The organism is Streptomyces davaonensis JCM 4913, from assembly GCF_000349325.1.
Classification (GTDB): domain Bacteria; phylum Actinomycetota; class Actinomycetes; order Streptomycetales; family Streptomycetaceae; genus Streptomyces; species Streptomyces davaonensis.
Genome location: NC_020504.1, coordinates 5,669,489 through 5,682,657 on the forward strand (window position 1 = coordinate 5,669,489; position 13,169 = coordinate 5,682,657).

At 71.1% G+C, this 13,169-nt stretch carries 12 protein-coding genes; 9 read left to right on the forward strand and 3 right to left on the reverse strand.

The genetic code is table 11. The features are described from left to right. Nucleotides 1-120: 120 nt before the first annotated feature. From BN159_RS25180 to BN159_RS25195, 4 genes are all read left to right on the forward strand, one after another. On the forward strand, nucleotides 121-1,809 hold the full coding sequence (locus tag BN159_RS25180; protein ID WP_015659818.1) for a flavin-containing monooxygenase: 1,689 nt from the start codon (nucleotides 121-123) through the stop codon (nucleotides 1,807-1,809). Continuing rightward, nucleotides 1,806-2,723: an alpha/beta fold hydrolase gene (locus tag BN159_RS25185; protein WP_015659819.1), complete on the forward strand. Its 918-nt coding sequence runs from the start codon at nucleotides 1,806-1,808 to the stop codon at nucleotides 2,721-2,723. The genes BN159_RS25180 and BN159_RS25185 overlap by 4 nt, the downstream gene beginning before the upstream one ends. Then, a complete protein-coding gene (locus BN159_RS25190) occupies nucleotides 2,720-3,604 on the forward strand; it encodes an SDR family oxidoreductase (RefSeq protein ID WP_015659820.1) in 885 nt (294 codons plus the stop codon). The genes BN159_RS25185 and BN159_RS25190 overlap by 4 nt, the downstream gene beginning before the upstream one ends. 76 nt (nucleotides 3,605-3,680) lie before the next feature. Next, nucleotides 3,681-3,878: a hypothetical protein gene (locus BN159_RS25195; protein WP_015659821.1), complete on the forward strand. Its 198-nt coding sequence runs from the start codon at nucleotides 3,681-3,683 to the stop codon at nucleotides 3,876-3,878. A gap of 68 nt (nucleotides 3,879-3,946) precedes the next feature. On the opposite strand, the gene BN159_RS25200 is transcribed toward BN159_RS25195, so the two are convergent. Continuing rightward, complete coding sequence (locus tag BN159_RS25200) at nucleotides 3,947-7,192, reverse strand: S41 family peptidase (RefSeq protein ID WP_015659822.1); 3,246 nt, start codon at nucleotides 7,190-7,192, stop codon at nucleotides 3,947-3,949. Between the two features lie 195 nt (nucleotides 7,193-7,387). Here BN159_RS25200 and BN159_RS25205 point away from each other — a divergent pair, with 195 nt between their 5' ends. The 4 genes from BN159_RS25205 to BN159_RS25220 all read left to right on the forward strand — a co-directional run bounded on the left by BN159_RS25205 (nucleotide 7,388) and on the right by BN159_RS25220 (nucleotide 11,770). Next, nucleotides 7,388-7,993: a TetR/AcrR family transcriptional regulator gene (locus BN159_RS25205; protein WP_015659823.1), complete on the forward strand. Its 606-nt coding sequence runs from the start codon at nucleotides 7,388-7,390 to the stop codon at nucleotides 7,991-7,993. 130 nt (nucleotides 7,994-8,123) lie between these two features. Further along, a complete protein-coding gene (locus BN159_RS25210; RefSeq protein WP_015659824.1) occupies nucleotides 8,124-10,337 on the forward strand; it encodes an MMPL family transporter in 2,214 nt (737 codons plus the stop codon). A 144-nt stretch (nucleotides 10,338-10,481) separates the two neighbouring features. Continuing rightward, nucleotides 10,482-10,979 (forward strand): YbaK/EbsC family protein, encoded by a 498-nt coding sequence (locus BN159_RS25215; protein WP_015659825.1) that lies wholly within the window; start codon nucleotides 10,482-10,484, stop codon nucleotides 10,977-10,979. Further along, nucleotides 10,976-11,770 carry a DMT family transporter gene (locus BN159_RS25220; protein WP_015659826.1) on the forward strand — a complete coding sequence of 265 codons (795 nt, stop codon included), beginning with the start codon at nucleotides 10,976-10,978 and terminating at the stop codon, nucleotides 11,768-11,770. The genes BN159_RS25215 and BN159_RS25220 overlap by 4 nt, the downstream gene beginning before the upstream one ends. Here BN159_RS25220 and BN159_RS25225 read toward each other — a convergent pair. Then, nucleotides 11,757-12,383, reverse strand: coding sequence for a maleylpyruvate isomerase N-terminal domain-containing protein (locus tag BN159_RS25225; RefSeq protein WP_231905651.1), 627 nt, complete (start codon nucleotides 12,381-12,383; stop codon nucleotides 11,757-11,759). The genes BN159_RS25220 and BN159_RS25225 overlap by 14 nt on opposite strands. A gap of 87 nt (nucleotides 12,384-12,470) precedes the next feature. Between BN159_RS25225 and BN159_RS45840 the strand changes: the two genes are divergently transcribed. Further along, a complete protein-coding gene (locus BN159_RS45840) occupies nucleotides 12,471-12,626 on the forward strand; it encodes a hypothetical protein (RefSeq protein ID WP_157901119.1) in 156 nt (51 codons plus the stop codon). A 31-nt stretch (nucleotides 12,627-12,657) separates the two neighbouring features. On the opposite strand, the gene BN159_RS25235 is transcribed toward BN159_RS45840, so the two are convergent. Beyond that, nucleotides 12,658-13,086 carry a RidA family protein gene (locus tag BN159_RS25235; RefSeq protein WP_015659829.1) on the reverse strand — a complete coding sequence of 143 codons (429 nt, stop codon included), beginning with the start codon at nucleotides 13,084-13,086 and terminating at the stop codon, nucleotides 12,658-12,660. Between the last annotated feature and the right edge of the window lie 83 nt (nucleotides 13,087-13,169).

The window sequence follows — 13,169 nt, forward strand, 5'->3', positions numbered from 1 at the left end:
ATGGCGTACCAGGGGTAACTTTCCTCGGCCCACCCCCTACCCATGAGTACGGAGCTGCTCTACCCTCCCATTGCGCCAGTGTTCACTGGCAGAGTCGCACGGCTGTGGAGGGGCTTCGGGATGACCGAACACGAGCATGTACGGGTGGCGGTGATCGGATCCGGGTTCGGCGGGCTCGGGGCCGCGGTGCGGCTGCGGCGCGAGGGCGTCACCGACTTCGTCGTCCTGGAGCGGGCGTCCAGCGTCGGCGGCACCTGGCGGGACAACAGCTACCCCGGGTGCGCCTGCGACGTCCCGTCGCACCTGTACTCCTTCTCCTTCGCACCCAACCCCGACTGGCCGCGCACCTTCTCCGGCCAGGAGCACATCCGCGCCTATCTGGAGCACGTCGCGGACGTCTTCCGGCTGCGCCCGCACATCCGCTTCGACTCCGAGGTGAAGCGGATGGCCTGGAACGCCGAGCGGCTGTGCTGGGACATCGAGACCACCGGCGGGAACCTCTCGGCCGACCTCGTGGTCTCGGCCACCGGGCCGCTGTCCGACCCCAAGGTCCCGGACGTCCCGGGGCTCGACTCCTTCCCCGGCAAGGTCTTCCACTCCGCCCGCTGGGACCACGACTACGACCTGCGCGGCAAGCGGGTCGCCATGGTCGGCACCGGGGCCTCCGCGATCCAGATCGTGCCGGCCATCCAGCCGGAGGTCTCCCGGCTCACCCTCTTCCAGCGCACCCCGCCGTGGGTGATGCCGCGCATGGACCGCGCGATCAGTGGCGTGGAGCGCTGGCTGCACCGGCAGCTCCCCTTCACCACCCAGGCCCGGCGCGGACTGCTCTGGGGCATTCGCGAACTCCAGGTGCAGGCGTTCACCAAGCACCCGAACGAACTCGGCCTGGTCGAGAAGCTCGCCCAGCAGAACATGGCGCGCGCCATCAAGGACCCGGCGCTGCGGGCCAAGCTCACGCCGGACTACCGCATCGGCTGCAAGCGGATCCTGCTCAGCAGCGAGTACTACCCGGCGCTCGCCCGGCCGAATGTCGATGTCGTCGCCAGCGGGCTCACCGAGGTCCGCGGTTCGACGGTCGTCGCCGCCGACGGCACCGAGACCGAGGTCGACGCGATCGTCTTCGGCACCGGCTTCCATGTCACCGACATGCCCATCGCGGAGCGGGTCGTCGGCGCGGACGGGCGGTCGCTCGCCGAGGCGTGGAAGGGCGGTATGGAGGCGCTGCGGGGCGCGTCCGCCGCCGGGTTCCCGAACTGGATGACGGTCATCGGGCCCAATACCGGGCTCGGCAACTCGTCGATGATCCTCATGATCGAGAGCCAGCTCAACTATCTGGCCGACTATGTGCGGCAGTTGGACGTCCTCGGCGGACGCGTCGCCCTGGACGCGCGCCCGAGCGCCGTGCGCGCCTGGAACCACCGCGTGCAGGAGCGCATGAAGCGCACGGTGTGGAACACCGGCGGCTGCACGAGCTGGTACCTGGACGCGAGCGGCCGCAACACCACGATCTGGCCGGGCACGACGGGAGAGTTCCGGCGCGCGACCCGGCGCGTGGACCTCGCGGAGTACACGGTGGTGCGCGCCGCGAGCGCGGAGGACGGCGCCGGGGGGCGTGCGGGCGCGGATCAAGGCGCCAGCGCGTCGAATGGGCGCACCAGCGCGGAGGGCAGCGCGGCCGCAACAGAGGGGCGCCAGGGCGCGAAGAACGGCGCCACCGCCACCAAGGAGCGTGCCAGCGCGAAGAAGGGCGGCAGTTCCGGCAAGGGGCGCGAAGTCGCCGACGCGCGCCCGGAGGCGGGCGCATGAGCCGCCTGATGCACGTGAGCTCCGGGCCCTACGCCCCGCCCACCCCCGCCCGCGAACTCACCGCGATCTCCGCGGACGGCGCGCGCCTGCACGTGGAGGTGCACGGCCCCGAGAACGCGCCCCCCGTCGTTCTCGCGCACGGCTGGACCTGCTCGACCGCCTTCTGGGCGGCGCAGATACGGGAGCTGGCCACCGGCCACCGGGTCATCGCGTACGACCAGCGTGGCCACGGGCGCAGTCCGGCGAGCCGGGCCTGCGGTACCGAGGAGCTCGCCGACGACCTGGAAGCCGTACTGAAGGCGACCCTCGCGCCGGGGGAGAGGGCGGTGATCGCCGGGCACTCGATGGGTGGGATGACGGTGATGGCCGCCGCGGCGCGCCCCGCGTTCCGGGAGCACGCGGCCGCCGTGCTGCTGTGCAGCACCGGTTCGTCCCGGCTGGTCGCCGAGTCCACCGTCGTACCGATCAAGCCGGGCCGGCTGCGGACCTGGCTGACCAAGCAGATCCTCGGGTCGCGGGCGCCGCTCGGGCCGGTCACGCCGCTCGCGCGGCGGGTGCTCAAGTACGGGACCATGGGGCCCGGTTCGGCGCCGCACATGGTCGAGGCGTGCGCGCGGATCGTGCACGCCTGTCCCCGGCGGGTGCGGCACGCCTGGTCGCAGGTGCTGGATCTGCTCGATCTCGACCACGGCGTACGGGAGTTGAGGGTGCCGACCGAGGTGGTCGTGGGGACCGCCGACCGGCTCACGCCGCCCGTGCACGCGCGGTCGCTGGCCGCCTCGCTGCCGACCTGCGTCGGGCTCACCGAGCTGCCCGGGCTCGGGCACATGACGCCGGTGGAGGCGCCGGAGCTGGTGAGCGCAAGGATTCGTGAACTCGTCGTCGCCTACGCACAGATCAAGGAGGGCGCATGAGCAGGATGAGCCTCGAAGGACAGGTCGCCGTCGTCACCGGAGCGGCACGGGGCGTGGGTGAGCTGCTCGCCCGCAAGCTCTCCGCGCGCGGGGCGAAGGTGGCGCTGGTCGGCCTCGAAGCGGACGCGCTCAAGCAGGTCTCCGAGCGGCTGCACAGCGACAGTGACCACTGGTACGCCGATGTCACCGACCACGAGGCGATGGCGCGGGTGGCGCGGGAGGTCAAGGAGCGGTTCGGGAAGGTCGACATCGTCGTCGCCAACGCCGGTGTGGCGAGCGGCGGTCCGTTCGTCGACTCCGACCCAGACGCGTGGCGGCGGGTCATCGAGGTCAATCTCATCGGCTCCGCCGTCACCGCGCGGGCGTTCCTGCCGGTGCTGATGGAGAGCCGCGGCTATGTGCTCCAGATCGCCTCGCTCGCCGCGATCACCCCGGCGCCGATGATGACCGCGTACTGCGCCTCCAAGTCGGGCGTGGAGGCGTACGCGCACAGCCTGCGCGCCGAGGTCGGCTACAAGGGCGTACGCGTGGGCGTCGGCTATCTGTCCTGGACCGACACGGACATGGTGCGCGGCGCCGATCAGGACGACGTCATGCGGGAGCTCAGGCAGCGGCTGCCGTGGCCGTCGAACAAGACGTACCCGCTGGGGCCTGCCGTCGACCGGATCGTGGCCGGGATCGAGCGGCGCTCCAGCCATGTGTACGGGCAGTGGTGGCTGCGCGGGATGCAGGGGGTGCGCGGGTATCTGCCGGCGCTCATCGGGACCGTCGGCCAGCGGGAGATGCGCAGGTTCGCCGACCGGCTCGACGGCATGCGGATCGGTCTTGTCGGGGCGGGCGGCGAGGCCGATGAGCAGGAGCGCGTCACGCACCGTAAGTGATCGACATGCGTAGCGTCACGGCGCGTGTGAATCTGGTCGGGCCCGATCCCCTCACCCATAACGGGAGTGAAACCTCATGGGCATGAAGGACCAGTTCCAGGAGAAGTCCGAGCAGTGGCAGCAGCAGGCCAAGGAGAAGATGCAGCAGGGGCGCGAACGCGGCCAGCAGCAGCGCGGCCAGCAGGAGCGAGGCCACCAGCGCGGCCGCGACGAGGAGACGGAGCGGATGCAGCAGGAAGAGCAGGACCGCTTCGACCAGGACTATGACGCCTGACGCTGCACGTTGAGCGGAAAGGGTGCCCCTCACCGGGGGCACCCTTTCTCATGCCCTGGACCCTTGTCTCATGCCCTGGGCGGCAGCTTCGGCCTCGACCTGTCCGGCACATGCGAGTGGTCCGGCGGGATCGCCGGAGGGTTGGACTCCAGCAGGTCCAGCGCCAGTTGCACCGCGTCGTCCAGTTGCGCGTGCCTGCCCTCCGCCCAGTCCAAGGGCGTGCGCAGGATTTCCAGGTCAGGGGTGACGCCCTTGTTCTCGATGGACCAGCCGTACGCGTCGAACCAGGCCGCGTTCATCGGCACCGTGATCACCGTGCCGTCGCCGAGTTGGTGGCGGCCGGTCATGCCGACGACTCCGCCCCAGGTGCGCTGGCCGACGACCGGGCCCAGCTTCAGGAGTTTGAAGGCGGCCGTGATCATGTCGCCGTCGGAGGAGGTCGCCTCGTCCGCGAGGGCGACGACCGGGCCGCGCGGGGCGTTGGAGGCGTACGACACCGGCTGGGCGTTCCTGGTGAGGTCCCAGCCGAGGATCGTGCGGGTCAGCTTCTCCACGACGAGTTCGCTGATGTGCCCGCCCGCGTTGCCGCGCACGTCGACGATGAGCGCGGGCCGGGAGACCTCCATGCGCAGATCGCGGTTGAACTGGGCCCAGCCGGAGCCGCCCATGTCGGGGATGTGCAGATAGCCGCACCGTCCGCCGCTCAACTCCCGTACGACCGCGCGGCGTTTGGCGACCCAGTCCTGGTAGCGCAGGGGGCGTTCGTCGATCAGCGGGACCACGGCGACCCGGCGCGAGCGGCCCTCGCCCTCCGCCGGGGTGAACGTCAGCTCCACCGTCGTACCGCCCGCCCCGGCCAGCAGCGGATACGGGCCCGTCACCGGGTCCACCGCGCGGCCGTCGACGTGGGTGAGCACCGCGCCCTCGCGGATCCCGGTGCCCGCCAGCGGTGAGCGGGCCTTGGAGTCGGAGGAGTCGCCGGGGAGGATCCGCCGTACCGTCCAGCCCGCCTCCCGGTGGACGAAGTTGGCGCCGAGCAGGCCCTGGCGCCGCTGGTAGTGGGGCGGGCCCTCGTTGCGGCGGGCCGCGGAGACATAGGCGTGGGAGGTGCCGAGCTCGCCGAGGACCTCGCGGAGCAGATCGGCGAACTCGTCCGGGGAGGCCACCCGGTCGACCAGCGGGCGGTACTGGGCCAGCACCGCGTCCCAGTCGATGCCGCACATGCCGGGGTCCCAGAAGTAGGCGCGGATCAGGCGGCCCGCCTCCTCGTACGACTGGCGCCACTCGGCGGCCGGGTCGACCTCGTGCAGGATGCGGCGGGCGTCGATCCACACCGTGGAGTCGCTGTCGCCGCTCTCCGTGGCGGGTACGGCGCGCAGGTCGCCCTCGTCGACCAGGACGAGCCGGCTGCCGTCGCCGCTGACCGCGAACCAGTCCAGATGCTCGACGAGTTCGGACTTCTTCGCCTTGGTGATGCTGAAGTGCTCCAGGGTCGGCCGGCCACTGGTGTCGTCGGGGTTGGCGAAGGTCTCGCCGAGCGCCCCCGAGATCGGCCAGCGCAGCCAGACCAGGCCGCCGCCCGAGACCGGGTACAGCGCCGAGTACTTGGAGGCGGTGACCGGGAACGGCGTCACCCGGGCCTCCAGGCCCTCGATCTCCACGGTCACCGCGCCGCCCTCGCCGCCCTCGTCCTCCACCGGGTCCAGGCCCCCCGCGGCCGGCCGGCCCTCCGGGTTCAGCGCGAACGGGCTCGGCGTCGCCGAGGACAGCGGCACCAGGTAGGGACGGCAGCCGAGCGGGAAGGACAGGTCGCCGGTGTGGACGTCGTACACCGGATCGAAGCCGCGCCAGGAGAGGAAGGCCAGATAGCGGCCGTCGCTGGTGAAGACCGGGTTCTCGTCCTCGAAGCGGCCGTTGGTGACGTCGACGATCACGCGCCCGGCCTCGCCGCTCGCTCCGACGCCGGTGATCCGCGCCATCTTGATCTGGCGCAGGGAGCGGCCGACGCCCGGGTGCGACCACGTCAGCCACGCACCGTCCGGCGAGAAGGCGAGGTCCCGCACCGGCCCGTTGATGGACCGGATCAGCTCGGTCACCTCGCCGTTGGAGTCGTCGGTGGCGTCCAGGAGCAGCACGCGTCCGTCGTGCGCGGCGATGGCCAGGCGCTCGCCCTGCGGATCGGAGACCAGTTCCAGGACCCGGCCCAGCTCGCCCGAGGCCAGCCTTCTCGGCTCGCGGTCGCCGGTCGCCCGGGGCAGATAGGCGATCTCGATCGCGTCCTCGCCCTCGGCGTCGGTGACGTAGGCGACCTGGCCGACCGAGCCGAGCATCTCCGGGAGCCGGACCCGTACGCCCGGAGTGTCGGTGATCGTGCGGGCCGGGCCGTCGCGGTGGGTGAGCCAGTACAGGCTGCCGCGGACGACGACGGCGCTGGCGCGGCCGGTCTCGTCCACGGAGATCCCGTCGACGTGCTGGGCGGCCGGGACCTGGTAGCGGCGCCGCCCCGCGCGGGGGCCGCTGAGCCGGACGTCGAGCCTGCGCGGCGCACCGGCGAGATCGTCGACGATCCACAGCTCGCCCGCGCACTGGTAGACCACCCGGGTGCCGTCGCTGGAGGCGTGCCGCGCGTAGAAGGCGTCATGGTCGGTGTGGCGGCGCAGGTCGGAGCCGTCGTGGGCGCAGGAGTAGAGGTTGCCGACGCCCTCGTGGTCGGAGAGGAAGGCGATCCGGCCGCCGACGAACATGGGGCAGGCGAGATGGCCGTCGAGGTCGGCCAGCAGGCGTTCGCCATGGAACCACAGGCGACCGGTCGCGCCGCCCCGGTAGCGCTTCCAGGAGGCCGGCTCGTGCGGCGGGGTGCCGGTGAGCAGCAGGGTCTTGCGCTCGCCGTCGAGGTCGGCGACCTGGATGTCACTGACCGGGCCCCAGGGCAGCTTGCGGCCGGGGGAGCCGTCGGGGGTGACCTTGTAGGCCCAGGTGAAGTACGAGAAGGGCTCGCCGTGGGAGGCGACCGCGAGGATGTCGCCGTCCGGGGTCCAGCCGGTGACCTGGGTGTCCGCGGTGCCCCAGTGGCTGAGCTGCCGCGCCGGCCCGCCGTCCGCCGGGACCAGGTGGATCTCGGGGACGAGGCTGCGCCAGCTCGTGTACGCGAGGTGCGTGCCGTCGGGCGAGAAGCGGGGATGGCCCGCCTTGGTGCGGTCGACGGTGAGCCGCCAGGCGCGGCCGGGTCCGTCCAGGGAGGTCAGCCAGAGGTCGTCCTCGGCCACGAAGCACAGCAGGTCACCGTTGAGATGGGGCAGGCGCAGATAGCTCACCTCCTCATGCTTTTCCGCTGAATGAGCCCGGGCAACTCGTGAGAAAGCGGACGGATGCGCGAAGGGTGACCCGCGACACGTACGAAACGGTTTCGTTTCGCATGGGTCCTGCGGTACATTCGTCCTGTACGAAACCGTGTCGTTCCCAGCACGCGGTTCTCGACAAAGAGTTCGCAGCGGAAAGGGGAGTGCATCATGGCCGAGGCAGTAACCACACGTCGCAGCCGGATCACGCCCGAGCGTGAGGCCGAGCTGTACGAGGCCGTGCTCGACCTGCTCCGCGAAGTCGGCTACGACGCCCTGACCATGGACGCGGTCGCCGCGCGCACCAAGTCCAGCAAGGCCACGCTCTACCGCCAGTGGGGCGGCAAGGCCGAGCTCGTCGCGAAGGCCGTACGGCACAGCAAGCCGGGCGGTATCGGCCTCAGCGAGATCGACACCGGGTCGCTCAGGGGCGATCTGCACGCCCTCACCATGCGTTCGGACGACTGCGAGATGGAGCAGAACTCCGCGCTGATGCGCGGCCTCGCCATGGCCGTGCACAGCAACCCGGATCTCCTCCAGTCGTTCCGGGAGCATCTCATCGAGCCCGAGATGGCGGAGTTCCGCCGGGTGGTGCAGCGGGCGATCGACCGGGGTGAGGTCCGTGCGGACAACCCGGCGATCGGCTACATGATGCACATGATGCTCGGCGGGTTCGCCGCCCGCACGATGATCGACGAGCTGCCGCCGACGCAGGAATTCCTCATCTCGTACATCGACGCCGTGGTCCTCCCCGCCCTCGGCGTGCCCACCACCTGAGCCCGTCCCTGGGCGCGCTCAGTACCCGACAAGTCCCCAGCAAGCCCTCCACCTGACGTCACCGCTCACGTCGCCGGGCTGATCCACCCTGCCCTGAACACCCCCACGACATGACCGGGAGTACGCCTCCGTGGCCACGTTCCTCTATCGACTGGGCCGGCTCGCCTTCCGGCGCCGGCACTTCGTCGCCCTGATCTGGGTGGCCCTGCTGACGCTCGCGGGCGTCGGCGCCGCCTCCGCGCCCGCCGCGGGCAACTCATCCTTCTCCATCCCCGGCACCGAGGCCCAGAAGGCCTTCGACCTGCTGGAGGAACGATTCCCCGGTTCCAGTGCCGACGGAGCGACCGCCCGGGTCGTCTTCCAGGCGCCGGACGGGCACAAGCTCGCGGACGCCGACAACAAGGCCGCCGTCGAGCAGGCCGTCAAGGAACTCGGCACCGGCTCCGAGGTCGTCTCCGTCACCGACCCCTTCGAGACCAAGTCGGTCTCCGAGGACGGCAGTGTCGGCTACGCCCAGGTCCGCTACGAGGTCTCCGGCATGGAACTGGAGGACTCCTCCAAGGAGGCCCTGGAACACGCCGCCGACGAGGCCCGCGAGACCGGCCTGACCGTGGAGATCGGCGGTGACGCGCTCCAGGCCACGCCCGAGACCGGGTCCACCGAGATCATCGGTATCGCGGTCGCCGCCGTCGTCCTCGTCATCACCCTGGGCTCGCTGGTCGCGGCCGGACTGCCGCTGCTGACCGCCCTGATCGGCGTCGGCATCGGCGTCTCCACGATCACCGCGCTCGCCAACGCGCTGGAGCTGGGCTCCACCACCTCCACGCTGGCCATGATGATCGGCCTCGCCGTCGGCATCGACTACGCGCTGTTCATCGTCTCCCGCTACCGCGCCGAACTGGCCGAGGGCCGGGACCGCGAGGAAGCCGTCGGCCGGGCCGCCGGCACCGCGGGCTCCGCGGTCGTCTTCGCCGGTCTCACGGTCGTGATCGCGCTGGTCGGCCTGTCGGTCGTCAACATCCCGATGCTCACCAAGATGGGCATCGCCGCGGCCGGAACGGTCGTCATCGCGGTCCTGATCGCCCTGACGATGATCCCGGCGCTGCTCGGCTACGCGGGCCGCAAGGTGCAGCCCGCGGGCGAGAAGAGCAAGCTGTTCGGCCGTAAGAGGACGCCGTCCGGGAAGCCCAACATGGGCACCCGCTGGGCCAGCTTCGTGGTCCGCCGTCCGGTCGCCGTGCTGCTCTTCGGCATCGTCGGCCTCGGTGCCGCGGCCGTCCCGGTCACCTCGCTGGAGCTCGGCCTGCCCGACGACGGTTCGCAACCCACCTCCACCACCCAGCGCCGCGCCTACGACCTGCTCTCCGAGGGCTTCGGACCCGGCTTCAACGGCCCCCTGATGGTCGTCGGCGACGCCAAGGGCAGCGCCGACCCGAAGGCCGCCGCCACCGAGGTGGCCGACGAGATCAAGGACCTGAACGGCGTCGTCACGGTCACCCCGGCGACGTTCAACAAGTCCGGGGACACCTTCACCATCACCGTGATCCCCGACTCCAAGCCCTCCTCCACCGAGACCGAGGACCTGGTCCACGCCATCCGGGACACCGGCGCCGGCATCGAGGCCGACACCGACACCGAGGTGCTGGTCAGCGGCACCACGGCGATGAACATCGACTTCTCGCAGAAGATGAACGACGCGCTGATCCCGTATCTGGCGCTGGTGGTGGGCCTGGCCTTCCTCCTCCTCATCGCGGTGTTCCGCTCGATCCTCGTCCCGCTGAAGGCGGCGCTCGGCTTCCTGCTGAGCGTGCTCGCCGCGCTCGGCGCCGTGGTCGCGGTCTTCCAGTGGGGCTGGCTGTCCGGCCTCATGGGCGTCGAGGAGACCGGCCCGATCATGTCGATGATGCCGATCTTCATGGTCGGCGTGGTCTTCGGTCTGGCGATGGACTACGAGGTGTTCCTCGTGACCCGGATGCGTGAGGCGTACGTCCACGGCGAGAAGCCCAGCCAGGCCGTGGTGACCGGCTTCAAGCACGGCGCGCGTGTGGTCACGGCCGCCGCGGTGATCATGATGGCGGTCTTCGCGGGCTTCATCGGCTCCTCCGAGTCGATGGTCAAGATGATCGGCTTCGGCCTCGCCATCGCGGTCTTCTTCGACGCGTTCGTGGTCCGCATGGCGATCGTGCCGGCGGTCCTGGCCCTGCTCGGCAAGAAGGCCTGGTGGCTGCCGAAGTGGCTGGACCGCGCCCTGCCGAACGTGGACGTCGAGGGCGAGGGCCTGACGCGCCTGTCCGAGGCGCGCGCGACCGACGCCGACGAGGACAAGGAGCTGGTACGCGCCTGAGGTACCGCTTCCGAGTGACCAGCCGGTGAGGGCCAACGTGGGGACGGTGGCGCCCTCACCGGCTGTTCCTTTTTGACGGCGTCGCGTGCGCAGGGCGCCGAATCCGGTCGCATGTCCGGTACACGTACCGCTAGCGTGCCCTTCATGACGACTGCCGAGTCAGGAGCCCACCCCCGATTCGCCGCCGCCCTCGACGAGTTGGGGCTCGGGGCGGTCAAGGCGCAGGTGCGGCGCTTTCCGGAGGCCACCCGGACCGCCGCCGAGGCGGCCGCCGCGATCGGGTGCGAGCTGAGCCAGATCTGCAAGTCCCTGATCTTCGCCGCCGACGGTGTGCCCGTCCTCGTCCTCATGGACGGCGCCTCCCGCGTCGACATGGAGCTGGTGCGCCGCGAACTCGGCGCCGAGCAGGTCACCCGGCCCAAGGCGGACGTCGTACGGGAGACCACCGGGTACGCCATCGGCGGCGTACCGCCCTTCGGGCACCGGACGAGGACCAGGGTCCTCGCCGACCGTTCGCTGCTCGACCACGACCTGGTCTGGGCCGCGGCGGGCACCCCGTACACCGTCTTCCCCATGGAACCCAAGGCCCTGATCGCCCACGCGGGCGGCGCTCTGGTGGACGTGCGCGAGCGCACCGCGTGACGCCACTGGTCGTCACGGCCGTCCTGCTCGCCGCGGTCACGCACGCCAGCTGGAACGCGCTCGCCCACCGCATCCCCGACAAGCTCGTCGGGTTCGCGCTGATCTCGGGCGGCGGGATGCTGCTCGGTCTTGCGGCGGTGCCGTTCACGGCGTTCCCGGCGGCCGGGGCCTGGCCGTATCTGATCGCCTCGGCGGTGATCCACATCGCCTACTACGCCCTGCTGATGACGTCCTTCCGGCTCGGCGACTTCGGGCAGGCCTACCCCCTCGCCCGCGGCACCGCGCCCCTCGTCGTCACCCTGCTCGCCGCCGTCTTCGCCCACGAGGTGCCGGACCGCTGGGCGGCCACCGGCATCGCGGTCTCCTGCGCCGGGCTGACCGGGGTCGCCCTGTGGGGCCTGCGCGGGCACCGGCCGAACTGGGCGGCGATCGGCGCGGCGCTCGCGACCGGCCTGACCATCGCGGCGTACACGGTCGTCGACGGCCTGGGCGTCCGCGCCTCCGGGTCCTCCCTCGGCTATATCGCCTGGTTGATGGCGGTGCAAGGCACGGTGATCCCGGCGTACGCGCTGTACCGCTGGCGCCGGGAGACGGCCACGGTGCTACGGCCGTTCGCCGCGGTCGGGCTGCTCGGCGCGGCGCTGTCCGTCGCCGCGTACGCCCTGGTGCTGTGGGCCCAGACGCGGGCCGAACTGGCGCCGATCGCCGCCTTGAGGGAGTCCTCGGTCAAGTCTTGCTCATGCGGTAATAACTTCGCTGTTCAGGGGGCAGGAGTGCTTAACCCAGGGTGAGCCATTGGATGCCTAGGCGGCTGACCTCCACCGTTTCCTCCTCGGTGATCGGTTCGCGCCCCGTCGCCTTGCGCAGGAAGTGAATCTGACTCCAGCCGAGCTTCTCCAGCGTCGGCGCCTCGTCTGGGCCGCCGAGCAGAAGATCCTGCACCAGATCCGCGGCCTGGGAAGTCAGCCACGGTTCGCGCCCCAGGGCGTCGGCCAGGTCTAGGCCGTGAACGGCGACCTCGACCACTCGCGTCAGCAGGAACTCCGACAGGAGCATCGGATCGCCGTGCCGGGTGCGCACCACACGCCCTTCCGGCTCGGCCCGGCACAGTCGCTCGACCTGCTGCCAGGTGGCGTCGAAGTCCTCGGCGAGGGCGGCACCGCTGAGCTGCTCGGCCGCATGATTCTGGGCCAGGGCGATCCGAGCCGCGTTGGTGTCCGGAGCGAAACGGTCGTCGGGCCGGTAGTACTCCACTGCCGAGACCTCGGCGCGGGCCGGTGCCGGCGCGGCCAGCATGCCCGGCAGCCAGGCGATCACCACCCGGACGTGTGCCAGCAACTCGCTCACCGTCCACGGTGCGCACCGCGTCGGCAGATGCCACTCGGCCGCCGAGACTCCGGTCATCGCCCGTGCGAGCGGCCCAGCCTCAAGACGAAACGCTTCAACTACCCGCCCCTGATCCATGTCGATCAAGCTACCCGGTCGGGACTGGTGCAGCAGCGGATCGAACGCGCCCCGAGGGGCACGTCGATCATCGTGGGGGCGGCGATCGGCGCCGTGTTCTTCAAGGAGAGGTTCGGGGCGCCGCGGATCGTGGCCGCGGCGCTGTTGGTGGTGGGGATCGGGCTGATGTTGCGGACGGGGTAGGGCCGGGTGTTCTCGGCCGGTTCCGCTCGGGTCAGCCCTGGCTGTTGCCGGAGTCCGTCGGGCGTACGGCGACCGCGTCGACCTCGAAGAGCATCCCCGGGAGGGCCAGGGCGGCGACTCCGCTGAGGGTCTGGGCGGGGAGGCGGTCGCCGAACCGGGCGCCCAGCGCCTTGCCGAGCACCTGGAGCTTCGAGGGCTCGTGGTCGACGATGAACGTGCCGAGCCGCACCACCTGCTCGAAGCCCAGGCCCACGCCCGCCAGCGCCGACTCCAGCCGGTCGAAGGCGAGCTCGACCTGGGTGGCGAAGTCGCCGGGGACGGGGGAGCCGGAGGAGTCGGAGGCGTACTGGCCGGCGATGTGGACGATCTCGCCGGGTGCGGAGACGGCGTGGCTGTAGCCGAAGGGGGCAGGGTCGTGGAGCGTTGCCGGGTTGGTGATCGTGCGCTCGTCAGACGTCATGATCCACTCAACGCTCGGGAAACCGCTGCCGATTCCGTGCCCTTGCGGTGGTGTGGAACGTGGCTGAAGGAGCACCCTGGAAG

Bases quoted from the DNA above. Each gene is read 5' to 3' on its own strand.
- BN159_RS25195 (WP_015659821.1), top strand. From the start codon at position 3,681: ATGGGCATGAAGGACCAGTTCCAGGAGAAGTCCGAGCAGTGGCAGCAG.
- BN159_RS25215 (WP_015659825.1), top strand. From the start codon at position 10,482: ATGACGACTGCCGAGTCAGGAGCCCACCCCCGATTCGCCGCCGCCCTC.
- BN159_RS25225 (WP_231905651.1), bottom strand. From the start codon at position 12,383: ATGACCGGAGTCTCGGCGGCCGAGTGGCATCTGCCGACGCGGTGCGCA.
- BN159_RS25185 (WP_015659819.1), top strand. From the start codon at position 1,806: ATGAGCCGCCTGATGCACGTGAGCTCCGGGCCCTACGCCCCGCCCACC.
- BN159_RS25205 (WP_015659823.1), top strand. From the start codon at position 7,388: ATGGCCGAGGCAGTAACCACACGTCGCAGCCGGATCACGCCCGAGCGT.
- BN159_RS25180 (WP_015659818.1), top strand. From the start codon at position 121: ATGACCGAACACGAGCATGTACGGGTGGCGGTGATCGGATCCGGGTTC.
- BN159_RS25190 (WP_015659820.1), top strand. From the start codon at position 2,720: ATGAGCAGGATGAGCCTCGAAGGACAGGTCGCCGTCGTCACCGGAGCG.
- BN159_RS25235 (WP_015659829.1), bottom strand. From the start codon at position 13,086: ATGACGTCTGACGAGCGCACGATCACCAACCCGGCAACGCTCCACGAC.